Source organism: Pusillimonas caeni (assembly GCF_003545815.1).
Lineage (GTDB): Bacteria > Pseudomonadota > Gammaproteobacteria > Burkholderiales > Burkholderiaceae_B > Pusillimonas > Pusillimonas caeni.
In genome coordinates this window covers 280,369-303,902 of record NZ_PDUW01000003.1, presented here as the reverse complement: position 1 = coordinate 303,902, position 23,534 = coordinate 280,369, and the positions used below count along the sequence as shown (strand labels likewise).

The following is a 23,534-nucleotide window of genomic DNA, read 5'->3' as shown; positions in this document are numbered from 1 at the left end:
ATTTCCTTTGATTAAAGGGCGTAGCTCAAGCTGCCGTTGATGTTGACCACGTGGATGGCGCCGGCAAGGCGCGCAGTGAACTTGGCGTCGTTCAGCACGCGGTTGGCCTTATCGTTGAACGGCACCTGACTGGAGCGCGGCAGCGAGATCGTGTAGCTCGGGATGACGCGATCGTTCTCGTCCAGCTCTTCAGGCGCGATGCCGCCGCGGCGCACATTTAGATCCAGCGGCGCGCGCATGGCATTGCCAATTGCCTGAATGCCGTCGTCGGTGTACGGCACCTTGCCATCGGCATTGATCATCGCCGACACCACCGAAACACGGATGCTTTCAACTAGCTGGTCACGCAGTCGGATGACATCGATCCACTCGCCCGCTGCCACCTTGCCGCCCTGAGTGACCGCGAAGTTGCGGAAGAGCTCGAACGTGGAGAAGTTCTTACTGTGAGCGGTGATGGCTTGACCCTCGGTCAGCTCGTCGTAGACAATGCCCGCCAACTTCTTAAGTGCCCAGCTTTCCTGCCCGGGATAGTAGGTGAACATCGACGACATGATTGCCGCCTCGGGGTACTGGGTCGCCGCATTTGCGCTATAGAAGCCGAACGTGCGGAAGTACTGGTTTGCCATCAGGTCGCTGGCGATATCGTTCGAAGACCCCGAGTCGATGATGTTAGGATCGGCCGAGGCAGTACCGAACAGCTTTTCGTTGGTCTCGGCCCAGGCGGCCGCCGCTTTCACGTCGGCAGCATCACGGCTGGTGATCACTAAGCCATACCAGTTGAAGGGCCCGTTCGAAACCGCCGCCAGCGCATCGGTGATCGACTCTGTACTGGATGTAATGGCAAGTTCCAGATTGCCTGCCACGTTCACGCCCATAGCGGCGCCCGCCACGTCGTTCTCGATGGTCACAACAGCGCCAGTCGCGGTGGCCGTAACGGGCGCGGCTGTGCCGTTTATTGCCGAGGCCAGCGCGGTGGCGATGCCTTCGGCGTCGTCTCCGGCCTGCCCAGAATATATCGCCGTGGCGGTCTGCTGGGTACCCGTACCGTCGCGCCAAGCCAAGGTGGCTGTGTAATCGGCCTGCGCGGCCCGAGTCACCGTAACATTGACCTCGTCAATCTGGCGGCGGCCGATATAGACCTGGCGCACCGCAGGGATCTGCGCAAAGGCGTCGCGGGCGGCGAAATACAGCGGATCAGTGGACGACAAGCCCATGTCCAGCAGCTCGTCTGCGCCAGTGATCACCATGGCGCGGTTGGTCGACAGCACGTGGCTGCCCAAAATGAGCATGTCGGAGAACGACAATTCGGTGATGGCCGTGGTGCGCAGAGCTATCTGCGCGTTGACTATGCGGTCCAGTTTCGCCATTTCTGTGGCTCCAAAAGAAAAGCCGCCCAAATGAAGGCGGCTGATAGTGAATGCAGATCTGCGCTAAGGCAGTGTCATTGTGAAATCTAGTTCCGGCGCTATGCCGGGCGTTGTTTCGATGGTTCCGTTGACGGTCTCGATGTAGCCGACGTCGTCGTCGATGCCTGCGGTGTACATCGCCTCGAGATCTAAGATGGCCCGAGACTCGTACTTTGTATCGTCCAGCAGTGCCGGCACATCCTGCAAGCGCGGCTCGCGCTGCAAGGCTATATTCAGGCTCTCCGCCAGGTCCGACATGCTGTCGGTGTACAGCTTAAGTTGCAACTCGTCCAGAACGCCCCAACTTCCCGCGCCATAGCACTGTAGCTGCACAGTCACTGGTCGATGGGCCGAGATTCTTTGTAGTCCGTCATCATCGACGGGGCCGCGGTGGATGGGCTGCGGAGCCCCTACACTGACCTGCAAGGTGATAAAAGGCCGCTCCGGCCGCTTGCCGTTCTCATTGGCAAACACAACTTGGTGACTGGTTGCCGCGTCGACCAGCGTATAAAAGTCGTCATGCATCGTCATCTGGGGCCTCCAACGCCGCAAGGTACCGATAATGAGCCAGCGCGGTGGAGCGCCAGGGGCTTACAGCCACGAATAAGTAGCGCTCACCTTCCCATAGGAGCACTGCACCGTTGGCGCTGCCTTCGCCAGCCACATCAATGCGGGCATTGGTGTACACGCGCACCATGCGCTCAATCCGCCTCCCGCCTGGTTCTGCCCGCATTTGATCGTAGTCGCTCGCGGTCGCGGGCTGCACGCTTGCCAGGATGGTCGAGGGCGGGTTCTCGGAGCCGTCCACCCAACGGCCATTGACATAGCCGCCGGGCTGACGAGTGATTATGGTCTGTGGCTTACGAAAGCTCATCTCTTCACCACCTCGTAACGCACCGAGTTCACCAGCCGGCCTTTATCGACCAGCGGCACGCTACTGCCCTTCTTCTTGATGGTGGCCGGCGCGTTCGGCTTGAACTCTCCAGACCGGATATGCGCCTGCTGGCGGCCCTGATACCACTGGCCTAGTGTCTGCAGAGCGGCATCCGGGTCCGCTCCATCTTCTACCTTACGCGCCAGATGGTCCATTACCGTGCCAATATCTCGACGATACTTCTGCGCGGCGTCACCCATGAACGGCCGGGCGGGGATCTTCGCCGTGCCCAGTTCGTTGTACACGGCGATGTCCACCATGTCGACGCCGTCTTGCGAACCGCTGCCAGCGAGGATCCCCGCTTTGACACCAGACCCGTGCAGGGCATCCGCCCGGCGCACCATCTTATCAAGGCCGTGGTCTATGACTTTGACCGGCATATCAGCAGCACCTGCGGCGCCATGGGCCGACGGTGATGGCGCCGTAACCGCAAAGATCGCTGAGGGCCTTCCAACGCCCGTAGAAGTCCAGCGGATCGCTGGTTTCCGCAGTGGTGCCATAGGTCACGGCCAAGTCGCCCTCTTTCAAGCTTTTCACACCGGCAAGCACGACTCCGCTTTCCTGCTGCTGGAGGCGACCATACAGCAGCCAAGCCGCGTACAGCAGTTGCGCTTTGTCCTGTTTGGCCTCCGGCAGGCAAGCCGGCCGGTAGGCCTCGGCCATCTCCAGCGCCTTCAGTTTGTCCGATTCTGGCATGCCGGCCACCGCCGGGGCCAGGAAATCGAGATCCTCGACGGTAGCCGACATAGGTACTACTCCTTGGGTTCGGCCAGTTTGGCCTCATACAGGCCGCGTAAGACCTCCGTGCTGGCATTTCCCGCGTACTCAACACCCAGCTTATCCAGTTCGGCCTTGAGCTCGCCGGCGCGCATCTCGGAGGGCGATTTCTGCGCTTCAGATTCAGGTTCTGAGGCGGCTTGTCGGCCGGCAGGCACCAGGGCACCGGACTTGAGCAGGCTCTCGACCGCCTCCTTGGGCACGTCCGCCGTCCGGCCCGGGCCGATACGCACGTAGTCACCATCGACAGCGACGTTGATGAGGCAGGGATTCGGATTGGTCACTTTCATGTATCTTCTCCCTTAGATGCCCACGGCCTTGGTGAAGGCCAGCGGGTAGTGAACGGAAACGCCGCCGGTGCGCGCCAGGCACGGCACGACGAGTTCCAGATTGCGGGCTTGCGCGGGCAACTGGTTGAACGGCATGACCAACTCCAGGCTCGCGTTCTCCTCGCTGAACTCGCCGATAATGGACAGCGACGAGCCATTCACGTCCTGCAACTCGGACATGCCGATGATCTGCAGGTCGGGATAGTTCTCGCGCACCACGGTGTACGCCGACTTGCCGCCAGTGTCGGCTACATACTTGCGCTTCATCGCTGCCAGCGCGGTCGACGGGATCGCCAATCGATTAGGCGTGTGCACGTCCTTGGACTGGGTGGTGACGGCGGCATACAAGATGTCCACGTCGGCGACGATCTGTGCGGCGGTGGTGCCGGCGTTGGCCCAGTTACCAGTCAGGCCCGCGGTGGTACCAATGTTCGGGTGATTGGTGATGCCGTACAGACCGTACTGGGTGTCGCCCACCATGGCGATCTGGTTCTGCTTAACCTCGATAGCACGGCGGGCCGCGGTGGCTTTGCGCTCGGGGAGGCGAGCTCCCAAGGCGGTCGAGGCGCGTAGCTCGTTGATGTTGTAGCCGTAGCTGTCGCCCAGGGTGCGCACGGGGACCGTGGTTTCCTTGCCCGAGACATCGGCGCGCGGCAGATCATCGGCGTAGTTGGCGATGATCTTGGCCATGCCCACCATATCGAAGGACCGATAGGTGATGGTTTCGGCCCATTCGGGGGTGTCCGACGACGTCGGCACGAGTTCCAGCGCCCGCATGACCGGCAGCTTGCGGTCATAGGTGCGGGCCTTGACGTAGTCCAGCTGACGGGCAGCGAAAATGCCTTCGTCCTCGCGCAACGTGACTTGACTTTGGACGGCAAACTGCATGATGGCGGGCACATCCGCCGCATCGTAGTGCATATGTTCCATGTGTGTTCCTTTGCGAAATTACGGGTTTATCAGCCGCCGCTGACCGTGTCGGTCTCGGAGAACGGGTTGTGCAGTTCGACGAGCGCGATATCGCCGTAGAAGCTCGTCGAAACAAGGCCACTACGGAAAACCGCATTTGGCAGAACGTTGGCGCCCGCGTCGGCTACCGTGCCGTTGGCAGCGTAAGAGACTGGGCCGTCCTCAGTTACCTCGCCCTCGTCAGTCACGACAGCCCAGACCAAGCCGCGAGTCATGACCGAGGCACATTCCGTTTTCACATAAGTGGCGTTCTTGACCGCGTGGCTGTGCACCGTGATGCCGCGCACTTTCGTACCGGGGCCCGCCACCAGCAGGCCGTTGGCGTCGGTGCCAGTCACGACGCCGAAAGCCAGCGTGTCAGCACCCACCGGGAAGGATTCGACGCGGTCGTCGCCCGAATCAGCCTTCATGCCCGCGAAGGCAATGTCCATTTGATCGTCGTACATGAGAACTCCTTGGGATTACTTGCGGATGCCGGCCACGTACTTGGCGCGAGCCGAGCTTGCAGACATGGGTTGATCGGTTTGGTTGCCGCCGTCCTGATTCATCGCCTGCCGCGTGGCGGCAACGGTGTCCTGGCGGACCTGCTTCTCGGCAATGGCCAGATCGAATGCGGCAGCTACGTAGTCGTCGCTCTTGCCGTCCATCTTGAAGCTGTCACCCCGCACCTTCTTGATGATCGCTTCTTGAATTTCTCGGTCCTTGGCGTCGGCCTTGAACTCGACGCCCAATTCTTTAGCCTGGGCTTCAAGCTTCAGGCGCGCCACTGCGCCATCGTGGGCGTCTTGGCGAACCTGCTCAATTTGGCCTTCGAGCTCCGTCACTTTGGCTTCGGCGGTATCTGCGCGAGCCTCGGCTTTGTCCTTGTCGGCGTTGGCCGCGGTCAAGTCCTGACGCAGCCGGTTAACTTCTTGAATGACTTCGGGCGCTGCCTCGTAGGACAGGCCACTGTCGAGACGGATCTTATCCATAGCGGATGGTTCCTCTTGGTGGTTGGCCGCCTCGTCGGCAGCGTCGAGATTCAGCCGGGCATTGCCTGCCCGACCACGTAAAACGAGGGCCAAGTGATTTGGCTTGATACTGGTCTGGATCGCGTCGTAGCGCTCGCCCTGTGGCGAGACGCCGGGCGTTTCGTCGAAGGTCACCTCGTACCCGCAGGACAGCTCTTTCTTTCCGGCCTCCACGGGCGATGGGTCGTGAATGACAATGTCGGCCGCAAGATCGTCGCCATCCTGACGCCCCTCGGACATCACCGTACCGACGATGTGCTGCTTGACGTTCTTGCTGGTGACCTTGCCGGGATGCCCGTCGGTGATGGGGATGCCCTTGTAGGCGTTAAGCGAATCCGCGGCAAAGACCACTTCGGGCGGCCGATACTCGCGGCGCTCCTGGCCCTGGGGGTCCCGGTAAACAAAAACGCCCGTCCTGGTCAGAACGGGCGTATCGACGATGTAGCCAGCGTCGTTTCGCGTTGCCTTGATGGGCACGCGGTCGTAGCGCATAGTCATGGCGGTATTCCTAATCGTGTTCGGGTAAAGCCCCTGGCCGGCATCGGGTCGGTGTAGACCAGGCCCTCGATGTCCTCAAGCAGCGGCAATATCGGCTCGGCCCAGCATCGGCATTGGATGGGTTCACCCGGATGCCCGTCATTGGGAGGGTCATCCCAAGCGATCTCCCGCCCTTCGCGCGCGACGTGCTCATCGCGCTCGCGCTCGTCCAGGCTGCCGCGCCACCTGTAGGAAGTCACGCCGATGCCCTGCTGCCGCTGGCCGGTCAGCTGGCCGTTCAACTTGCCGATCTGGTCTCGGGCGATGAGTTCGGCGCGTCTGAGGGTGATTCCGTACTCCTCGCGCACTGTGTCCCGCAGCAGAGCCGTGGGCGTCCCATTGCGCACCGCCTGGACGATCTTGCCATGCAGACGGTCCAGGGCCTGCTGGGGTATGGAGCGGATAAGCCGGATGTTCTCGGCCTCGAACTGGCTCAGGACTTCAGCCAGCCAGGGCTCAGCTTGAAAAATATCGACCCGATAAGCAGCGCGCAGGATGGCATGGAACTGGGCGGCGTTGAAATCATCCACCCGGCGGCCGAACCGCGAAACAGTCTCGACCAGTGCCGGCAGCGTAACCAGGGCCGCGGCATCGGCCACGGCCAAGCGCAGCCGCTCGTACCAGCCCGTGCTTTCAGGGATGTCACGCCAATCGTCCTGTCGTAGCTGGCTCAGCACAGGGATAATCTTCGCCTCGATGGCGCCGTTTACGTCCCTAGCGATGTCTCGCAGATATCGCACGTACTCACGTTCGATCGACGCGGGCCGCAGCCACTTGCGCGGCTTACGTGGCGGCCGCGTACTGCGCTGAGTTGTCTGGGCCATCGTCCTTTTCCAATCCGTAGCGCTCAAGCTCGGTCAGGTACTCGCGCGCCTCCTCCTCGCTGACGAGCCCGAGGCCTACGGCTTTGTCCAAAGCTTCCATTTCCCTCGCTTCGGCCTCGGCGTTGGTCTTCCTGACCTCGGCCGACTCCTTGTCGGTCGGGGACTCGAGCGCTGGCCACTTGATAGACCAGTCTTCGGGCGGATTCGAGAACGAGCGCTGGGCATAGATGAGCGACACAATCCGCTCCAGAGCAGGCGTGAGCCGCGTGCGCTGGGCTCCCTCGATCATCTCGTGGTAGCCGTCAAAGTCTGCATCGCCGGTGGCGTTCAAGCCGCCAGGTGAGCGGCCGAACAAAATCGTTACCGGCATGCCCGTATCAGCCGAGCAGGCCACCTGCAGCTCCTGCAGCACGTCCTTGACGCCGGACAGGTTCATGTCCTTGATGTCGTACTCATCCTCGCTATCGATTGCGACCGTGTTGAGCACGCCGCGCACCGCGTCGACGAGGTTGATGCGCTTCTGTACGACGGGCTCCAGATCGTTCTGGATCATGTCGGCCAGGCCTTTCATGCCGTAAACGGCCTGCTGCTTCCGCTGCAGGATAGATACGGCCAAGCGCACGCCCTCTTGGAAACGCATGACCGCAGGAAACGCCATTTCGGCGACTGATCGGCCCTGCCAAGGGATTCCGCGCGTCTTCAGCTTGGCCGGCAGCGGATCTCCACCCACCTCTACCAGGCGGCTTTCGTGCACGACAAAGGTCGCGCTGCCCGTGTGCACGCGGTAGAACTCGGGCATTCCGAAGTTGGCTTGGCGCGGGTCACTGTAGCGGCGTTCGTCGGCGCTGATGTCCTCGATGTCGAAAACGCGCAGTTCTGCGATTTCGCCGATAGATTCAGGGTTGAGCGGCGTGTTCACCGCGCCATCGTCAGCGATGATGACGATTCCCGCTCCGCCCGACAGGCGCGACCAGCGCAACGCGTCGGCCAGCGCAGGCATGACCTTCAGGCGGTCCAGTTCTGCCTGCAGGCGACCATCGTCACCCTCGATCTCGACGCCCCGGGCCACGGCCTTGTCCGCGGGCTTGTCGATGACGCGTCCGTACAGACCTCCCTGCGCGTACAGCATGCTGGCGCTGAGCACGCCGGCACCCATCTGTAGGCGCCGGTGTCCGATAAGGGCGCTTTCGTAGCCGTCCAGTTTCAGTGTCGTCATTGTGATAGCGCCAGGAATCGTTCTATGTCGTTGCCGCCGAGCATGTCAGCAGCGCAGTCAGCCAGCGCATCGACCTGGTCGTCGTGCGCATGGCTGTCAGTGGCGGTAAAGGCCTCACACTCGGCAATGAAGTCCGCCACCCAGGGTGCTTCCTCCGGTAGGCAGACAAATCCGCTTTCTAAGTGCCCTTGAATGTCCATTACCCGGCTGTACTTGTCCTGTCCGCGCAGGCGCTGCAGCTCCTTGACCGGGATAGTGTGTTTCGTCTTGAGTTGCTGGATCAGACCCGTGCCGCTGGACTTGTCCTCGATGGCGTAATACCGGAAGGCCTTGCCCTGGTATGACTTGGCCAACTTCCATTTGGCATACAGATCGCGGGCAGTCTGCTCGAGCTTGACGGCGTCCATCTTGTCACGCACGCAGTCCAGCAGGTATACGCGGCCGTCCTGACCCATGCCGGCATGCAGAAACACGGTGTAGTCGTTGTGCTCTTTGGCCTTTTGGGCGGTATCGACGTAGGCGGCGCGCCACAGCAGGGGCGGCACCACACGGTAGCGCGGGAACCACTCCCCTTTGATGATCGCCCCGCCCTTCGGCGTGGGCCGCTGCTGGTACTGACCGCTGAAAACGTAGCTGTTGGCCTTTTTGAGGCGCTTCAGGTCGGCCACGGTGTGTTTGGCCGGCCACAGCGCCCGCTCCGTGGGCAGATCCTCGTCGATCAGTGCCTCAAGGCACACATGCTCCCAGGTCTCCCCGTTGCCGCCGGCCAGCAGCCAGCCGGCCAGGTCCTCCTCATGCAATCGCTGCATGATGACGATGATCGGCGTGTCCGGGCTGTTGCGCCGCGACTCCAGCGTGTTCTGGAACCAGTCGATGACGCCCTGGCGGATGACCTCCGAAGTCGCTTCGTCGGGTTTGTGCGGGTCATCGATGATGATGGCGCCGCCGAAACTAGGCCTGGCCTTGCCGGCGCCGAAGCCGGTGATCGTGCCGCCCGAGCCCGCCGCATAGACCACGCCGCCCGCTGTCGTGCGCCAGTCGCCTTTGGCGTTGCTGTCGGCACGAATCCCGACGCCGGGGAAAATCTGTTGGTATTCCTCGTGCTTGACGAGTTCTCGCGCATTGGCGGCGTTCTGCACGGCCAGCGTGGCCGCGTAGCTCGTGTGGATGAACTCCGCATCGGGGTGCCGGCCCAGCGCCCAGGCCATGAAATTGACCACGGCCAACTCGGTCTTCGAGTACCGCGGCGGCACGTTGATGATGAGCCGCTTGCACTCGCCCCGATACACACGCATCAGTGCGTCGCAAATGACCTGGTGGTGATCCGAGCGCAGCCACGCAAAGTTTCGCCGCGCCAGAAACATGTACCGGGAGAAGTAGTACAGGTCCTCTCTGGCCAGAGTGCGCCCAACGAACCGCTCGTGATCGGTCAGTTCGTTGAACCTCATGGCGTCACACCTTGTTGAGCATCTCCTGCGCTAGGGAGGTGAATTGATCAGGAGTCATCGTCACATGCTGGATAGGCCCGCCGCCTGCGCCCGTGTGCTCAACCTTGAACATGCCCAAGTGCCGGCCCAGCAGCTCCAGATTCTTGATCTTGTCGGGCCACTTGATCTTTTTGAGGATACCGACCATGTCGCGATCCTCGCCGCGGCCCTCGAACATTTCGGCTAGATCAAATCCTGATAAGTACTGGCGCCATACGCGCGGCCATTCACTGACCGGCTTCAGGCTCATGCCGTCCGTCATGATGTCCAGGACATCCATCTGATCGATCTCGACCATGCGCTTGACGACGTAGTCGACATCGACTTCGGTACGCTCAGACCGCTTTGCCTGAGCTGCCTGCACCGCCTGAGCAATGTCAGGTTTTGACAGGTTCTCTTCGCCTATCTGTCGGGCTGTCTTTTTCGAGTACCCCGCCCTGATCGCCGCTTGCGTGGCGTTCAAGTCCACTAGGTACTCTTCCACGAAGCGGCGCTGTTTCGCTGTCAGCGCCATTATCTTTGCCCCAAATAAAAACCGCCCGAAGGCGGTGAGAAGATGTTGTGCTCAGTCGTTAAAAATTCAAATCCGCAATCTTGCGGCCTGATATGGTGATGCCAATCTGCCCTTGTACCGGGCCGCCGCCCTTGAGGACGAAAGAACTGTCATCTGCCTGTCCTTCTAGCCCCAGTTGAAATGAGCTTTGATGCGTATTGAAAACCGTCAGCGGCGATCCGTTAATCGATTTCACATTGACGACAGCTCGGCATCGTCCGTCTCCGTCACTGAATGTTCCTGAAAACAGGAATATTCCATCACTTCCACGCACCATCCCATTCTCTACCACCACTACGCCTGGGGCACCAGGCAGAGCTGCGCCAAAATCGATTCGAAAAAATCCTGATAGTGCCATGCTGCTCGCTCCTATTGTAATAAGAAGCTACAGTATGCCCCATCCGTCACCGGTTATCCATTCCAGCCTTCAGTCACTTCGCCCCCATAGCCCGGCCGATCCGCAAGGCCTCCAGCCGGAACGCGCTTGCGTGCCTCCTTCCAGCTCTCAGCCTCGATCACGTCGCCGAATATCTCGCACAAGGCTACGCGACCTTCTGGGCCTACGTGGGCAATGGCGAATTTCTTTATTTCCTCACCAGCCATTACGAGATTTCCAAAAAGAGAGCAGCCCTGCCGTTGTCAAACAGCAGGGCCGCGAGTTACTGCGGGGGAACGCAGCGGAGGAGACAAACGGCAAAAAGCCCCGCGCGTGGCGGAGCTTCAAAAGCTATAGGCGCAATTGTCCTGGGGGATATTATGGCGGTTTCCATTGCGGGTTGAAAGCTCTTGATGTTGCGGTTTCCACCAGTATTCAGCATCCGATCCATTCGGCACCTCTTCTCTTGTGCTGGAAATCTGGCCCGACTCCTCCAGCGCCAGGACCACGCGCCGAACCCCCTCCCTGATCGACGCCTTTTGACGCGTCGACGCCCCTGGCGCCACGTAATTGACGATATGGCGCATCTTGAACTTGCGCCCTGGGTAGGCTGCCATCAAGTCAATAACCTCTTTCGCATACTTCAAAGCAGCCTCCGCTCCACTTGATTCTTAAACAGGCCCAAATACAGCAGGTACTCATGCTCGGTTAGCCAGACGTCGGTAACCTGCCCTATCCAGCGCCGGGCAGATTCTTGGCGCGCCCGAGCGTGCAGCTCCCCGAACATTGCGTTCTTCTGCGGATACTCGGCGGTGATGACCATTCCTTCGTGGTGCGGCAAGCCGCGGTGCATTTCGTCCACGATTTGGGCATGCTCGTGGTTTATCGGCCGGTGGTCGTCCTCCCATGAGACGTAGGGCGTCATATTCCCCACCGTCTCCCCCGACCAGCACCAGCGGGCCCAGTTCCAGAGCAGGTCTTCGGCGGTGATCTCGCGCATTAGCGCGCCCTCCCATTTCCCATCATGTAACTCGTGTACTGGTTCCAGTTCCCGGTACCTGTCGGCGTCATCATCGGCGGCTGTGCCCGCTGGATGTCGGCTAGGCGTGGATGACTCGGCGCGCGCATCGGGCGAAACGGCGGCCTGTAGGGCGCAACCACGGCGTTCGCGGGCTGCTCGTCCTTGATGCCCAGGTAGTCACGCAGAATCTGCGCTGGGGTCAGCCCGCCCTTCGGATGGCGGCCTATGGCTCGGCAGATATCGAGCATGACCGCAGTTGACGACAGCTTCTTGCCTGTCGTTGCGTGCAGTTTCTCGATGGCTGCTTTCTTGAGTTCGTAGCTGTTCATTGGCCTATCTCCACTTTTACGAATCCCCTGCCCTGGGCGTCTAGCGCGTCGTCGAGCGTCCAAGGTCGAAATAGCTTGTCATCAACGCCCAAAGCCTGCGCCACGCCGTCGATGTGGTGTTTGATGGCCCCAATGCATCCTTCGATGTCGCGGTTGCGCCGGTCCGGAAATACGAACAGGGCATTCACCGGCGTTCGCTCTGTGAGCGCGATGGTGTTGGCGCCCAGGGCCTGCTTGGCAGCGAAGTAGCCGTCCTGGCGGGCGCGCACCTTTTGCGCTTGAAATGAAGCCCAGTGCTTGCCACCCTTCGCGTTCGGGAACAGCGCCGGATCAGGCCAGGGCAGAATGATGGTCAGTCGGTCGAGAGTCATGTGCCCATCACCTCCCTTGCGAATTTCAGGCGCTCCCCTTCCAGCCAGCCGCGGCGGCTGATCGAGGTCTGTCTGTCGACGTGGCGATGCTCGCGGCACTGACGCTCGAAGTCCGCGCTCTCGAACGAGCTCTTGCTTTTCTGCAGGTCGCAGTGTCCGTAGCCCTGGCGGGCCATCTTGCCAGCGTCTCGCAGGCTGAAGTGTTGGCAGTCCATACATTGGACGGTCATGCTGCACGCTTCCTGTAGCTTGGCCAGTCGAACACCACCAGCTTGCCGCCGCCCTCGCGTAATCGGTCCACGACACGCTCTCCCAGGTATTCGGTGAGCTTGTCCATAGCCAGGTTACTGATTAGGATCGTCGACCGGCGATTCTCGTAGCGGCCGTTGATAATCTCGAACAAGATCAGCTTTTCCGTATCGCTGCCGAACTGCACGCCCACCTCGTCCAGAATGAGCAGGTCCGGCTCGATCAGGTTCTGCAGCGCCTTGCGCTCGCTGATGTCGCTGTCGCGCCAGGTCTCCTTCACGCTGCGCACAGCGCCCATGACCGACATGAACAGGGCCGATCTGTAGCCTTGCATGATCTGCTTGGCGATTCCGATAGCCAGGTGCGTTTTCCCGGAACCCACGCCACCGCAGAAGATCAGGCTAACGCCCTCGTTCTCGTCGAATGTGTCCGCGTACTGCTTGGCTATCCGCAGGGCCTTGGCCTGACCGTCCAGCTCGGTGGCGTAGTTCTCCAGGCTGCGGTCCTCGAACCGTGGCGGGATGGCAGCTCGGTTGAACAGGTTCTGCAGCCGGGCACGCTCCCAGTCGGCCTGCTGCTGGCGAGCCCGCTGCTCATTCTCGAGGCGTTGCGCTTCATCTAGGCAAGCCATACAGCCCGACCACCCGTAGCGATATTTCTTGGCCACGTAGGCACCATGCGCCTCGCAAGCGCGCTCCTCGGTACCCAGAACCTCAAAAACTCCCATCTGACCCAACCCCCGCGTGGTAGTCTTGCTGCCCAAAGTTCCCATGTCGTGTTGCTCCTGTGGCCATGCCGGCCTTGTCGTTTGTTACCCAACCCGCCTCAAAGCCCTGCCAGCCTCGTTCGACGCATTTGCGCAACGCGTCTTCCAGCGTGACTCCAGCCTTGCCTGCTTCGCGTTGGATGCCCTTCAGCGCAAGCGGGGTCAGATTGGCCCCTTTTCGCCTTCGGAGCGCCAGAAACTCAGTAGCCACCTGAACATCCACGCCAAAGGCGACCAGGTCAGATTCGGAATACGACTGCGCGGGCGAAGCACGCGCGGTATTCTTTTTCTTCTTTGGTTCTTGGTTCTTGGTTATTGGTTCTTGGTTAGTTGCACACTCGTTCGACATCTGTTCAACAGCTGTTGAGGTTTCGTTAGGCGCCTCTTGTTCGGTTGCTTCGCATGCGCTGGGCGTTGGGGAGCTTTTCTGTGCCCTACGTGCAGCACTGGCCTTTCCCGCAGCTGATTTGGCTGCGATGTTGGCTTGGTACTTCAAAATCTCGTCATCGCACCGATCGTGAAACCATCCATGCTTGGTTTCTGTGAAGAACTCGTTCAACACCTGTTGAACGGCTGTTCGCTCCTCGTCAGAGCGGGCGATAATCAGGCGGCAAAGCGCATTGAAGTCGAGCGTGAGCGGTGATTCCGTGTCGTAGTACAGATCCATGAGGTCACGGTAGACGCTGCGCTCGATACGCGTCAGATGTCGTGTGGCACTGTTGAAGTCTCCGATGTGGTGGGGGTAATAATTCATGCCACCCGCCCGCCATCCATGACGGCCAGGAGTGGCCTCTCATACACGCTGGCATCCTTTTCGGCTGTCCATGCGCTCAACCGATCTGGGTGGTCGCAGATAGCATCCAGCAACTGTTGCAAGGGAGCCTCAAAAAACTCTCTCCCAGAATTGATACGCTCGCAGCAGAAGACGTCATGAATTTCTGCCTCTATTGCGAATGCGTCTGCAAATTCCGCATACCCCAGCACCTGAAAGTCCACAGGCACTCCGGTGGCGGCGCTTAGCTCATCGGCTCGAGCATGCGGGCTGCGTTGCGTTGCGCCGACTTTGTATACCCTGGGCATGTATGCATTGCCCATCACGTAGACGAACCCGGCCTTCATTGACTCGCTCCTCGGCTCTTGTAAGCGTAGTCATAACCACTTAAAATCATTGCGTTCATTGCACATACCTCCTTCAGACGTGTGCATTTGAAAGGCCCGGAACCGTTGGCGCGGTTGCCGGGTTTTGTTTTTGGGCTGCGGTATATGTGGGCACGGGATGCCCATGTGTGCCCGGGCTGCGCGCCGATCGGTATTCGCGCGTGGGCTTCAGGATGCCGCGGCTAACACCAAGACGGCCTATGACACCCCAAGCATTCGGGCTGGGCGGGATTAGCTCTTCGAAGTGCCGCTCGATGTGAAAGCGGAAGTCTTCCAAAGCGAAAGGTTCGTGCTGGCGCGGCGCCCATGCTTCCAGACGAGCCATAACGAGCTCCGTCCAGCTGGTTGTCACTGCCTCGGCGTGCTGCCGTGCCGTCTCGATGCCAATGTCGGCGAGTTGTTGGCCGTTCATGCGACCTCCTGAATTCGTGCGGATGAATCCATAGTGGCCTGGCGATGCGGAAATGTATTTTGAACCAGGGCCAAATTACATTTGTCAGATTCGTCCAAGATGGCAGCCCGCACCGGTTCCCACCGGCGCAGCGCGTCAAAGAACACCGCCCTCTTCTCTTCGCGGGTCGCGGTCGTTCCGAAATCCAGCCAGTAATGGCACCCCGCACAGCCGGGCACCGAATATTTGTCTTGCGCTTTCAGCCCCATCCCTTTGCCCGTATCGGCCCAATTGCCGTGACAATCGACCACGGTCGGGTCTTTCGGTATGCGTGGGCATACGCCAGGTACGAGCAGGTAGCAGGACTGACCACGACAGGCATCCAGCATCTTCTGGTCGTGGTGCCCTTCGGTCTTGTGTTTGCGTTTGCTCGAGCGCTGCATCGGCTTGGCGGCGCGCAGAGCGGTCTTGCGCTGCATGGGCTTGCCGGGGTTCTTGAATGTGGAGTTCCAGAGGCTCATTCCTCCCTCCACATACAGTAAATAGCCATGCCTAAACACCACAGCCCGATCGCTATTGCCACCCATATATCTATGTGTGGCGCTGCGTATATTGAGGCCAGCATGAAAAAGATCAGCGAGAACTTCATTGATCCCTCCCCAAGCTCGTAGGCGACCACTCGACGCCGCGTTGCGTGCCGAATGCATGCGCCAATTCGATAAGCTCCGTCATCTGCCGAACCGTCATCTTGCTGGTGCGCTGGCCCAGCAGGACCATTCCGCCATCGATACCCATCGCCATCCGGGTCTCACGGCGCAGGCCTGCCGTGAGAATGTCTTTCACCTCTTCGGGTGACACCTTGACCAGGGCGCCGTTGACAACGAACTCGACCTGGCGGCTGATATCCGTCAGGATTGACCACAGCATGTCGTTCTGAGCCAAGGACCGCGTCTTGGGCTTGATTTCGCAGCGGTAGCCTTCGGGGGCCTGCGCGATCGCCTGGGCGGCGTTCCGGCGCACCATCGGGCTCACGAGGTTGAACACTTGGCGCTCCATCACTCCCCCTTCGCCGCCCGAAGCGCGTTGCGCTCCATGCGGTGCAGAATGACTCGAGCATCACGCAGCAGCGGAACAAGCTTGTCAGCCTCGGCCTGGTTAATGGCGCCGTCGGCAACTGCCTCGGACGTCACGCCAGCGATCTGACCGATGAGCATGCTGATGTCGAGGAACTTGGATTGCAGCGCTGCTGCCTCGCATTTCCAGCCACCAGCCGGCGCAGGCGGGACTGCATCGACGTGCAGCCCCTCGGATGCGCACAAGGCCTGCAACCAGTCACGCGCATACTCTGCTCCGCCGGCCTTCTCTTCCATCCATTCGGACAGAAGCAACGCCATCTCGACACTGATTGCCTCGCCCTTCTCGCGGCGTAGTCTTGCGCGTAGCGTTTCGGGGTGGATGCTTTTTCCACGACGCTCTGTCAAGAATCGGGCCGCGTCGACGAGTCCACCCTTTGTGTCGCGCACGCTGTTGTAGAGAACGTCCAGCCAATCGGTATTTGTGTATCGGCACGTCATATTGGATACCTTGAACTGCGCTGAATTTCAGTGTTTCGCTGTCGCGCGGCGCGGCTTAAAGTCTCGCCATGGACAAAAACAACGCTCGGAAAGTACGAATTCCCCCGCCCCTGTCGCTGGGCCACACTCTGGGGATGGACGAATACATTTGCGACGGCCTTTTTGAGCGGGCCGTGAATCTGGCCTATCGATCCTTCGCGGATCCGACCGACGACCACATCGAAGCGGTCTACCATCGGCTGGTGCTCAACCATCAATGGGGAGCGGGAGACGCTGGGGCGGTGACGGTGCATTAGGGTGGCCAGTCCTGAATCGTTAGAATCGAAGCTTCCACACTTAGAAACCTTCGATAAAGGACTGGCCATGAGCGATGAATGGCATGAGATCGAACCGCAGGTCGGGAAAACGACCCGCCTACACAACAACGTTCCGACGTCAACGCGAGTTGAAATCATTACGGGCTCCGGTGACGTGGTCGAGTTCGTTATGACCGTCGGATCGGACTTCGCTTTCAGATGCCGATCCCCTGGCGCTAAGATCCGCCTTAAAGATGCCGATCCTGGTTTCGTTGGGATCACTGTCGTCAACAACGAGCCGTAGACCGGGCGAGTATTGGATGACGAACGTCCCCTTCTCTTCATCGCCCGTGAAACTGTCCTTGGCGCTCCGATCCAACTGCTCGGACAGCTCCGCCCGCATCTGCTTCCACAGGGATGGGGCTTGGTTCAGCGCCAAGCACAAGATCACCGCGATAATCAGCAACGAGACCGATTGAGTGAGCGTCAGCCAGCTACACATGCTCTGCCTCTTTGAGTTGGGAACGACGAACCACGGCCCAGCGAACCGATGGGCACAGGCTCTCGCACGGCACGCCGGTGAGTTTCTCGATTTCAGGGGCATGCTCCGCCGGCACTTCGCGCCCTTCCTTCTTCCATTGGTTAAGGGCGCCTCGACTGACTCCAAGAGCACGAGCAAGCGCAGCCTCGGAGCCGAATTTTTGGGCCGCTTCTACCAGTGGATGTATCTGAGGTTTGGTATTCATGCACACAGTCTAGTTTTTCTAGACATTAAAGTCAAGATTATATAGACCCGATCTGTACAGATTTTCTTTACACTCGATATATGGACATGAAGGGATGGATTAAGGCCGCACGCCTACACGCAAAACTCACCCAGCAACAACTGGGGGATCGTATGGGCATGTCCAAAGGGAATGTCTGGGCGTGGGAAAAAGGCAACCATGAGGCAAGCCTTGACCAGTTGATAAAGATCGCTGAGATCACTGAGTTCAGGGAGCCATTTCCAGGCACTGCGGCCCAGGCCAATGTAAAGTCGTCCAACGAAGTCGGCGCTGCATGGCCGTTCACTTCGATTGACGAAAATAAGGTTCGATCACTGGACGATGGACAGAGGGCCAAACTCGAACGAGCCATCCTGCATTCCGCAGATGCGGTAAGCCTGGACATCAAAAAAGACTAGCCATCTTTTAGTGAGAGGTCACTTTTCGGCGCCAAGTAACAAGAATTTAGTTTGATGTGGGGATGTGAGGACTGGGGCGCGATGGCCTGGAGCGCATTTTAGGGGTTGGCGCTGCCTCGCCGGCTGATAGTCAGCGGCTGTGGTAATGGAGATTGATGGATGACTGAAAAAAAACGAATTACCGAGGATGATCTGAACCGGTACCTTTCTGCGGAAGAAGGCCCTTACTTTGATCTCAAGCATAGCGACATAGCGCCCGCGAAACTCACTAAGACCATTTCGGCCTTTTGTAATTCTGCCGGCGGTGAGATATTGGTCGGAATCGGCGAAGACAAAGCAGAAGAGAAAAGTCGATATTGGGCTGGCTATGACGACATGGAAAGCACAAATGCAGTATTCCAAGTCATTGAAGACATGCTCCCGCTTGGGAATCACTACGAATCTACATTCTTGGTAGTCGATTCTAAGCCTGGCTTACTTCTGCATCTCATAGTATTCAAGACGCCCGGTATTGTAAAAGCAAGCGATGGCAAAGCATACGTAAGAAAGGGCGCTCAGAATCTTCCAGTCGAATCGAATGACGCTCTTCGTAGACTTGAGATGGAAAAGGGTGTCATCTCGTTTGAGGATAACGCTGTCGCCGTTGGCCAGCAAGTGATCACGAACTCTCTATCAACCTTGAGTTTCATGCTGCACGCGCTGCCAAGGTCAGAACCGGAAGAATGGCTAAAGAAGCAGAATCTATTGATACCTGCTGGGCCGACTGTAGCCGGGGTAATGTTGTTCGCAGACGAACCACAAGCAATTCTTCCAAAACGATCGGCAATAAAAGTCTATAGATATCAAACGAAGGGCAGTGGCAGCAGGGATAGTTTAGCTTTCGACCCGCTCACGATTGAGGGCTGTATATACGACCTAATAAAGGCCGCAGTGAATAAGACCAAAGAAGTGGTCGAAGGGATTAGCAAGTTAGGGCCCAATGGTCTTGAGAAGATCGCCTACCCCGACGACACGCTGCATGAGATCATCACAAATGCCGTTTTGCATCGAGACTACAGCGTTCCCGCGGACGTTCATGTTCGCATCTTTGACAACAGAATTGAGGTAGAAAGCCCGGGGAGGCTGCCTGGCCACATAACGAAGGAAAACATCCTCAACGAGCAGTTCGCACGAAACCCGAAAATCGTGAGGTTGATCAATAAATTCCCGGATCCTCCAAACAAGGATGTAGGCGAGGGCCTGAATACAGCTTTTGAGGCGATGAAGAAGCTACAACTCCAGCCGCCAGAAATAGAAGAGCTAAACAATTCCGTTGTCGTTCACATACGCCATACACCACTTGCCTCCCCTCACGATGTGGTTATGACATACTTAGAGACCAATTCGGAAATATCGAATCGAATCGTTCGTGAATTAACGGGGATCGGGTCAGAAAACGTCGTAAAACAGGTTTTCCTTGATCTGCAAGCTCGCGGCTTGATCGAGAAAGTTCCCGGCAAGCGAGGCAGCGCTTCTGCATGGCGAACGATCACATCGCCTTCCGAAGATTAAAAGCATTTCTTTACCAGCTACCGGTGAAGTCCACCACCGGTGAAGTCCACCACCGGTGAAGTCCACCACCGGTGAAGTCCACCACCGGTGAAGTCCACCACCGGTGAAGTCCACCACCGGTGACCGAGCCCGGCCCCGCGCCGGGTTTTCTTTTGCCAGTAACAAGAGATACAAAGTAACGCTATCTTTAATTCGCTGCGGGCCCCACACTGAATTTATCAGCTAAGGAAGCGGCGACACACCACGACACACCGAGCCGAGCTTCCTCCCCTCTTAAAGCGTGCACCTCGCATGCGCCCTTTGCACACCGGTTTCATCGAAGCCGCAATGATTCGCCAAGGGAAATAATCCTAGCTCAGATGTGACGCGAATCCGCTAGGACGCTCTTGGAGCCATCATGACATATCTTTTCCCCTTCTTAAGAATTCCGCAGCCCGAACAAAAGGCGATGGATATGGATACCCCGCCAAATCCGCCATCGCAGGCTGACGAAATCGGCCATAGCAAAAGGCGGGTACAAGTTCGCCGCCGAATCCTTCGCTTGATGAAAGAGAAATTTCCCGGCCTGCCCTATTAAGCTGCAGTACGGCCCGGCAGACATGCTGCCCTACCCTAACCACTTAAGCCGCAGCCGAATCATTCTGAGAGGCGCGGACCGAACACTCACTGGAGTATTACCATGACACAAAATCAATCGAACCAACCCAACCAGCCCGGAAAGCAACAAGCCCCCGGCCAGCAGGACCAGAAGAAAACTGGCCAGCATCAAGACGAGCAAAAGCCCGGTCAAGCTCAGCCCGGACAAAAGTCCGAGCAGCACCAAAGCAATAAGTAAGTCAATTGCGCACCAACGCCTCTCGTGTCGAGGGGCGGTCAACAACCCGCTTCGGCGGGTTTTCTTTTGCCTGCCCTCCCCTGATCCGCCCCGCTCGTTCTGAGTAGGGTTTTCCCTATCGCCTATCCGTTTCCCGCACCCTATCGGGCCCAGCGCAATCTATCCACAGGTTATCCACCAGTTACGCCTTGTACTGTGTTTTTATACAGTGTAATTTAAGGCTACAGGAGGCAAATTAGATCGTTGAGCTTGTGTTGAATTATACAGTCAAAACAATACAACCATTTGATTTATAACGATTTATTGTCATTTTTACAGTTGACTGATAGGATGTCAGCCAGACGAAAAACGCCCCGCGAGCTCTGACCTTCGCGGGGCGTTGGAACTGCAATTTGCTATAGAGGAATAGCGAGATGGATGATAACAAGAAAGACCACGTACAACCACCGAATGACCGCACCGCCGCGCTCATAGACGGCATTGAGCAACTATCCCTGACCATCTCTACACTCCGATCCTGGGCGGTCTGCCCTTCCTTGTTTGACCACATCGGCCTCGACGATAGGCAGAATCTGCTTCTAGCGGTGCTCGAACATGCCGAGGCGGCACAAGAAAAGCTCTTGCAAGTCGGGTAATTTCCCAATTCCCCCCCCCGCTCCAGTCTATTTTTTCTATCCGAAGTCAATATTTTCTTGACATTAAAGTCTAGTTTTTCTATACTTCATTCAACGCATCACCACTCGCAAAGAACAGCCTAGCCCTCACAGGGCAGCTAAGTAGGGCGATAGGGATGCAGCAGTACCCCGCTTAGGCGGATTGCAGTAACCGCAAGCCCATGCGAGATCAGCAGTACCCCAGCAGGGATCTGAACTGATGAATTCGAAAGAGGAATGCCCTAGCCCGAGCTGCAATCGGGTGGACGCGAAGAAGGCGCAGTAAATGGAAAGCGCCAGAGCCGACAGAGCCATGTGACAGCCAGCAAGCAGGAACCGTCTGAAGCTGGGTGTCCGGAGTTATCCGCAAGCGTCACGTGTGGCGCTTACTGATGACAAAGGAGATAGATATGCAAGCTCTCAATCAAGGCAACAACGAGCAGATCAGTCGCGGCTTGATCGAAACCCCCGACGGCTTCCTGGCCCTCACCTTCTCGCAGTCCAAAACCTTCAAGACACGCCCTGCCGCCATCCGCTGGCTGGCCAAGCGCGGCGTGATCGCGAAATGAAAATTACCGAGGTCTGGCGAGTCGATTACATCCGATATCGCAACCCGGAATTTTCGGGCCGGTACTACGCGAAAGACGAAGCAGACGCCGAGCGCGTAGCGGAAAAGCTGCGCCAGATGAAACATGTTTCGGACATACGAATAATCCAGCCAACCCAACCCCATCGCCGCTGATCTTCAGCGCTGCGATTTTCATGTGAGGACATATGAACGAACAACTACAGACCGCACTCGCCGACTTAATCGGCAAGGCCAATTCAGGGATAGACGCAGGCACTACGTTTCTGCAAGCGCAATTGCCGGATGTGATTCAGCAGTTGTTGATTTGGAAGGCGGCTATGTCCAGCTTGCTGTTTTTGCTATCCGTCGCGGGATTCATTGGCGTCACTGTCGCAATAGTCCGAGTTTGGCGCAATGCCGATTTCTGGAATGGCGACGACATGCCTCCGTCGGCATTGGTTGCCTTCTTTCTATGCGTTCTCTACGCCTTTCCGGCCTTGGTGTGGAGCCTCGACTGGCTGCAGATCTGGCTAGCCCCAAAAATCTACCTCATTGAATACGCCGCATCGCTCGCCAAGTAATCGCGCCGGCTGACAAGGAGAACAAGATGGAACACAAGCATACGCCGGGGCCCTTCGAGGTATTCCGAGAAAAATCAAACCAAGGCGTCAGTTACTACATCCGCAAAGTCGGTAACGGCATGGTGGGAGAGGTCTTCTGGAACTGCCTTACGAGAAACGAGGAGACGGCGGCTGCGTATGCCGCCCTATTCGCAGCATCACCCGATATGCTGAACGCGCTGCGCCATGCCGAGTCATGGGCATCAGATGTGCCTCACGGTGACAACTGTTTCGTGTCCAGCCACTACGAAGGCGACCCGGGAAACCAATGCAATTGCGGCAAAGATGGATTGCTGGGAGCTATTTCAGAGGCCATCGCCAAAGCTACCGGGAGCCAACCATGACCACTGAAACCAAGATTCTGACGGACGAGTGCATCTTCGCATTGGCAGCCGAAACCGACATTACCAGTATCAACCCCAATGTCGACGTGCTGATGTTCAGTCGGGACGAGATGTTGAAAGCGGGCCGCGCCATCGAGCAAGCCGTCCTGCAATCGCCAGAGGTGCAGACGCTGAGACGTAAATCTGCCCGGTATGACTGGCTTACGAGGAATGCGTACATAGGCGAGTGCTATACGCATGAGGGGACCATTCTAGAGGTGCAAGGGACTGATCGGCAGGTTCCGATTGATAGCACGGTAGACGCAGCCATCGACGCCGCAATGGAGAAACAGCCATGAAGGCAACGCTGCCCACCCCCTCCGCCTACCTCTACACGGCACCGCGCGGCGGCCGAGTAGTGGACCTAAAGTGCTTTGACCTCAATACACCAGGCTTGACGGTATCGGGCCTTATCACTGTGGAGCAGGCCAAAGCCTACGCTGATGCGAGGGTGCGGGAGGTGTTGGAAGACGCGGCGCAGGCATGCGAAGCCCGCATCGGCCAGCATGCCCCAGGCATGACTCCCGAGGATGTCGAGGATTGCGACGAAGAGGCGCGGCTGTGCGCCGGTGCCATCCGCGCCCTAATCAAGTAACCCGGCCCGGCCAGTAACAACCAGGCCTAATCTACTTGATACGCTTACCTCCCTCGAATCGCACCACGACCCACAGGCTTGTGGTCGTGTCCGGCGCTAGCCCTTTTAATGCCTGCCGTTGTGTTTTGTGCGGGCCATGCGGGTGCAGCGGGTGTTGCCGGGCCTTTCGGCTTTGCCTTTTTGGGAGCTTTGCCTTGCTTATCCATTTTGACCTCCAATGGTCAATGGGTGGCGGCAGAGAATGTTCCGCCGCCTAGCTCCCTAGCATAGGCTAGTTGCTCGCAAATAGCCCGCTTTATTTCTTCGGCCCGGCCAGCCAAACCCCAGGCCACTGCCCTGCTCTCGGGTCGGTTCCGAAAAGCAGGGCCATCACATAGGCGGTTAGGTTAATGAGGTTCGACCGGCCGAGTCAGTAGGTTGCGCAGAAACGCTGACAAGGACAGTACGCCGGTTTCGAGACCGGCCCGCCCATGTGATGGCAAGCAGTACGCCAGGTTGCGACTGGCAGCAAGACGGAATGCCGCAGAACAAGTGCGCGGCTGCCGTAGGTGGTATTAGCAGCAGGGTCGCAAG

At 58.4% G+C, this 23,534-nt stretch carries 39 protein-coding genes; 11 read left to right on the top strand and 28 right to left on the bottom strand.

The annotated features are described in order from the left end of the window. Nucleotides 1–11 precede the first annotated feature (11 nt). The 26 genes from CSC67_RS08695 to CSC67_RS08565 form a co-directional block, all read right to left on the bottom strand. Entirely contained in the window at nucleotides 12–1,367 is a 1,356-nt protein-coding gene (locus tag CSC67_RS08695; protein ID WP_118994122.1) for a DUF3383 family protein, read from the bottom strand. A 63-nt stretch (nucleotides 1,368–1,430) separates the two neighbouring features. Next, complete coding sequence (locus tag CSC67_RS08690; RefSeq protein ID WP_118994121.1) at nucleotides 1,431–1,937, bottom strand: phage neck terminator protein; 507 nt, start codon at nucleotides 1,935–1,937, stop codon at nucleotides 1,431–1,433. Beyond that, on the bottom strand, nucleotides 1,924–2,280 hold the full coding sequence (locus tag CSC67_RS08685; protein WP_118994120.1) for a hypothetical protein: 357 nt from the start codon (nucleotides 2,278–2,280) through the stop codon (nucleotides 1,924–1,926). Before CSC67_RS08685 ends, CSC67_RS08690 begins: the two co-directional genes overlap by 14 nt. Beyond that, on the bottom strand, nucleotides 2,277–2,720 hold the full coding sequence (locus CSC67_RS08680) for a hypothetical protein (protein ID WP_118994119.1): 444 nt from the start codon (nucleotides 2,718–2,720) through the stop codon (nucleotides 2,277–2,279). The genes CSC67_RS08685 and CSC67_RS08680 overlap by 4 nt, the downstream gene beginning before the upstream one ends. Before the next feature lies 1 nt (nucleotide 2,721). Continuing rightward, the gene (locus CSC67_RS08675) at nucleotides 2,722–3,087 is read right to left on the bottom strand and encodes a DUF4054 domain-containing protein (protein WP_118994118.1); all 366 of its coding nucleotides are present in this window, start codon (nucleotides 3,085–3,087) and stop codon (nucleotides 2,722–2,724) included. Between the two features lie 5 nt (nucleotides 3,088–3,092). Beyond that, nucleotides 3,093–3,407: a hypothetical protein gene (locus CSC67_RS08670; RefSeq protein ID WP_118994117.1), complete on the bottom strand. Its 315-nt coding sequence runs from the start codon at nucleotides 3,405–3,407 to the stop codon at nucleotides 3,093–3,095. A gap of 12 nt (nucleotides 3,408–3,419) precedes the next feature. Continuing rightward, a complete protein-coding gene (locus CSC67_RS08665; RefSeq protein ID WP_118994116.1) occupies nucleotides 3,420–4,376 on the bottom strand; it encodes a DUF2184 domain-containing protein in 957 nt (318 codons plus the stop codon). Between the two features lie 29 nt (nucleotides 4,377–4,405). Continuing rightward, complete coding sequence (locus CSC67_RS08660; protein WP_118994115.1) at nucleotides 4,406–4,861, bottom strand: structural cement protein Gp24; 456 nt, start codon at nucleotides 4,859–4,861, stop codon at nucleotides 4,406–4,408. A 15-nt stretch (nucleotides 4,862–4,876) separates the two neighbouring features. Further along, nucleotides 4,877–5,923, bottom strand: a complete 1,047-nt coding sequence (locus CSC67_RS08655) for a DUF2213 domain-containing protein (RefSeq protein WP_118994114.1) — start codon at nucleotides 5,921–5,923, stop codon at nucleotides 4,877–4,879. After that, entirely contained in the window at nucleotides 5,920–6,786 is an 867-nt protein-coding gene (locus CSC67_RS08650) for a phage head morphogenesis protein (protein ID WP_118994113.1), read from the bottom strand. The genes CSC67_RS08655 and CSC67_RS08650 overlap by 4 nt, the downstream gene beginning before the upstream one ends. Beyond that, nucleotides 6,746–8,002, bottom strand: coding sequence for a phage portal protein (locus tag CSC67_RS08645; protein ID WP_118994112.1), 1,257 nt, complete (start codon nucleotides 8,000–8,002; stop codon nucleotides 6,746–6,748). Before CSC67_RS08645 ends, CSC67_RS08650 begins: the two co-directional genes overlap by 41 nt. Continuing rightward, nucleotides 7,999–9,450, bottom strand: a complete 1,452-nt coding sequence (terL, locus tag CSC67_RS08640) for a phage terminase large subunit (protein ID WP_118994111.1) — start codon at nucleotides 9,448–9,450, stop codon at nucleotides 7,999–8,001. The genes CSC67_RS08645 and terL overlap by 4 nt, the downstream gene beginning before the upstream one ends. A gap of 4 nt (nucleotides 9,451–9,454) precedes the next feature. After that, nucleotides 9,455–10,003, bottom strand: coding sequence for a terminase small subunit (locus CSC67_RS08635; protein ID WP_167752815.1), 549 nt, complete (start codon nucleotides 10,001–10,003; stop codon nucleotides 9,455–9,457). Nucleotides 10,004–10,061: 58 nt separating this feature from the next. Beyond that, complete coding sequence (locus CSC67_RS08630; RefSeq protein WP_118994109.1) at nucleotides 10,062–10,400, bottom strand: GrlR family regulatory protein; 339 nt, start codon at nucleotides 10,398–10,400, stop codon at nucleotides 10,062–10,064. Between the two features lie 362 nt (nucleotides 10,401–10,762). Next, nucleotides 10,763–11,065, bottom strand: coding sequence for a hypothetical protein (locus tag CSC67_RS08620; RefSeq protein ID WP_118994107.1), 303 nt, complete (start codon nucleotides 11,063–11,065; stop codon nucleotides 10,763–10,765). Continuing rightward, the gene (locus tag CSC67_RS08615) at nucleotides 11,062–11,418 is read right to left on the bottom strand and encodes a hypothetical protein (protein ID WP_118994106.1); all 357 of its coding nucleotides are present in this window, start codon (nucleotides 11,416–11,418) and stop codon (nucleotides 11,062–11,064) included. The genes CSC67_RS08620 and CSC67_RS08615 overlap by 4 nt, the downstream gene beginning before the upstream one ends. After that, on the bottom strand, nucleotides 11,418–11,768 hold the full coding sequence (locus CSC67_RS08610) for a hypothetical protein (protein WP_118994105.1): 351 nt from the start codon (nucleotides 11,766–11,768) through the stop codon (nucleotides 11,418–11,420). Before CSC67_RS08610 ends, CSC67_RS08615 begins: the two co-directional genes overlap by 1 nt. Then, complete coding sequence (locus CSC67_RS08605; RefSeq protein ID WP_118994104.1) at nucleotides 11,765–12,139, bottom strand: endodeoxyribonuclease RusA; 375 nt, start codon at nucleotides 12,137–12,139, stop codon at nucleotides 11,765–11,767. The genes CSC67_RS08610 and CSC67_RS08605 overlap by 4 nt, the downstream gene beginning before the upstream one ends. Further along, the gene (locus tag CSC67_RS08600; protein WP_118994103.1) at nucleotides 12,136–12,369 is read right to left on the bottom strand and encodes a hypothetical protein; all 234 of its coding nucleotides are present in this window, start codon (nucleotides 12,367–12,369) and stop codon (nucleotides 12,136–12,138) included. The genes CSC67_RS08605 and CSC67_RS08600 overlap by 4 nt, the downstream gene beginning before the upstream one ends. Then, nucleotides 12,366–13,055 carry an ATP-binding protein gene (locus CSC67_RS08595; RefSeq protein ID WP_245220177.1) on the bottom strand — a complete coding sequence of 230 codons (690 nt, stop codon included), beginning with the start codon at nucleotides 13,053–13,055 and terminating at the stop codon, nucleotides 12,366–12,368. Before CSC67_RS08595 ends, CSC67_RS08600 begins: the two co-directional genes overlap by 4 nt. Before the next feature lie 46 nt (nucleotides 13,056–13,101). Continuing rightward, nucleotides 13,102–13,908 carry a YdaU family protein gene (locus tag CSC67_RS08590; RefSeq protein ID WP_118994101.1) on the bottom strand — a complete coding sequence of 269 codons (807 nt, stop codon included), beginning with the start codon at nucleotides 13,906–13,908 and terminating at the stop codon, nucleotides 13,102–13,104. Continuing rightward, on the bottom strand, nucleotides 13,905–14,273 hold the full coding sequence (locus CSC67_RS08585; RefSeq protein WP_118994100.1) for a GIY-YIG nuclease family protein: 369 nt from the start codon (nucleotides 14,271–14,273) through the stop codon (nucleotides 13,905–13,907). The genes CSC67_RS08590 and CSC67_RS08585 overlap by 4 nt, the downstream gene beginning before the upstream one ends. 73 nt (nucleotides 14,274–14,346) lie before the next feature. Beyond that, nucleotides 14,347–14,724: a hypothetical protein gene (locus CSC67_RS08580; protein WP_118994099.1), complete on the bottom strand. Its 378-nt coding sequence runs from the start codon at nucleotides 14,722–14,724 to the stop codon at nucleotides 14,347–14,349. Then, nucleotides 14,721–15,224 carry a nuclease domain-containing protein gene (locus CSC67_RS08575; protein WP_118994098.1) on the bottom strand — a complete coding sequence of 168 codons (504 nt, stop codon included), beginning with the start codon at nucleotides 15,222–15,224 and terminating at the stop codon, nucleotides 14,721–14,723. The genes CSC67_RS08580 and CSC67_RS08575 overlap by 4 nt, the downstream gene beginning before the upstream one ends. 124 nt (nucleotides 15,225–15,348) lie before the next feature. Further along, complete coding sequence (locus CSC67_RS08570) at nucleotides 15,349–15,759, bottom strand: recombination protein NinB (protein ID WP_118994097.1); 411 nt, start codon at nucleotides 15,757–15,759, stop codon at nucleotides 15,349–15,351. Next, a complete protein-coding gene (locus CSC67_RS08565; RefSeq protein ID WP_118994096.1) occupies nucleotides 15,759–16,277 on the bottom strand; it encodes a hypothetical protein in 519 nt (172 codons plus the stop codon). Before CSC67_RS08565 ends, CSC67_RS08570 begins: the two co-directional genes overlap by 1 nt. A 68-nt stretch (nucleotides 16,278–16,345) precedes the next feature. Between CSC67_RS08565 and CSC67_RS08560 the strand changes: the two genes are divergently transcribed. After that, entirely contained in the window at nucleotides 16,346–16,573 is a 228-nt protein-coding gene (locus CSC67_RS08560; protein ID WP_118994095.1) for a hypothetical protein, read from the top strand. 139 nt (nucleotides 16,574–16,712) lie between these two features. Here CSC67_RS08560 and CSC67_RS08555 read toward each other — a convergent pair whose 3' ends face one another. Together CSC67_RS08555 and CSC67_RS08550 are read right to left on the bottom strand one after the other, a co-directional pair. Continuing rightward, nucleotides 16,713–17,075 (bottom strand): hypothetical protein, encoded by a 363-nt coding sequence (locus CSC67_RS08555; protein ID WP_118994094.1) that lies wholly within the window; start codon nucleotides 17,073–17,075, stop codon nucleotides 16,713–16,715. Further along, on the bottom strand, nucleotides 17,068–17,319 hold the full coding sequence (locus CSC67_RS08550) for a transcriptional regulator (protein ID WP_118994093.1): 252 nt from the start codon (nucleotides 17,317–17,319) through the stop codon (nucleotides 17,068–17,070). Before CSC67_RS08550 ends, CSC67_RS08555 begins: the two co-directional genes overlap by 8 nt. 86 nt (nucleotides 17,320–17,405) lie before the next feature. Here CSC67_RS08550 and CSC67_RS08545 point away from each other — a divergent pair, with 86 nt between their 5' ends. From CSC67_RS08545 to CSC67_RS08510, 10 genes are all read left to right on the top strand, one after another. Further along, nucleotides 17,406–17,756, top strand: coding sequence for a helix-turn-helix transcriptional regulator (locus CSC67_RS08545; protein WP_167752814.1), 351 nt, complete (start codon nucleotides 17,406–17,408; stop codon nucleotides 17,754–17,756). Nucleotides 17,757–17,915: 159 nt separating this feature from the next. Then, on the top strand, nucleotides 17,916–19,307 hold the full coding sequence (locus CSC67_RS08540; protein WP_118994091.1) for an ATP-binding protein: 1,392 nt from the start codon (nucleotides 17,916–17,918) through the stop codon (nucleotides 19,305–19,307). 397 nt (nucleotides 19,308–19,704) lie between these two features. Next, the gene (locus CSC67_RS21225; RefSeq protein ID WP_125166239.1) at nucleotides 19,705–19,884 is read left to right on the top strand and encodes a hypothetical protein; all 180 of its coding nucleotides are present in this window, start codon (nucleotides 19,705–19,707) and stop codon (nucleotides 19,882–19,884) included. Nucleotides 19,885–19,986: 102 nt separating this feature from the next. Beyond that, nucleotides 19,987–20,142, top strand: a complete 156-nt coding sequence (locus CSC67_RS21340; protein WP_167752813.1) for a hypothetical protein — start codon at nucleotides 19,987–19,989, stop codon at nucleotides 20,140–20,142. Nucleotides 20,143–20,555: 413 nt separating this feature from the next. Beyond that, entirely contained in the window at nucleotides 20,556–20,777 is a 222-nt protein-coding gene (locus CSC67_RS08535) for a hypothetical protein (RefSeq protein WP_118994090.1), read from the top strand. A 428-nt stretch (nucleotides 20,778–21,205) separates the two neighbouring features. Then, nucleotides 21,206–21,364 (top strand): DUF1391 family protein, encoded by a 159-nt coding sequence (locus CSC67_RS08530; RefSeq protein ID WP_118994089.1) that lies wholly within the window; start codon nucleotides 21,206–21,208, stop codon nucleotides 21,362–21,364. 205 nt (nucleotides 21,365–21,569) lie between these two features. Further along, nucleotides 21,570–21,944 (top strand): hypothetical protein, encoded by a 375-nt coding sequence (locus tag CSC67_RS08525; protein ID WP_118994088.1) that lies wholly within the window; start codon nucleotides 21,570–21,572, stop codon nucleotides 21,942–21,944. A gap of 26 nt (nucleotides 21,945–21,970) precedes the next feature. Beyond that, a complete protein-coding gene (locus CSC67_RS08520; RefSeq protein WP_118994087.1) occupies nucleotides 21,971–22,327 on the top strand; it encodes a hypothetical protein in 357 nt (118 codons plus the stop codon). Then, nucleotides 22,324–22,665 carry a hypothetical protein gene (locus CSC67_RS08515; RefSeq protein ID WP_118994086.1) on the top strand — a complete coding sequence of 114 codons (342 nt, stop codon included), beginning with the start codon at nucleotides 22,324–22,326 and terminating at the stop codon, nucleotides 22,663–22,665. Before CSC67_RS08520 ends, CSC67_RS08515 begins: the two co-directional genes overlap by 4 nt. Next, the gene (locus tag CSC67_RS08510) at nucleotides 22,662–22,961 is read left to right on the top strand and encodes a hypothetical protein (RefSeq protein WP_118994085.1); all 300 of its coding nucleotides are present in this window, start codon (nucleotides 22,662–22,664) and stop codon (nucleotides 22,959–22,961) included. The genes CSC67_RS08515 and CSC67_RS08510 overlap by 4 nt, the downstream gene beginning before the upstream one ends. The last annotated feature ends 573 nt before the right edge of the window (nucleotides 22,962–23,534 follow it).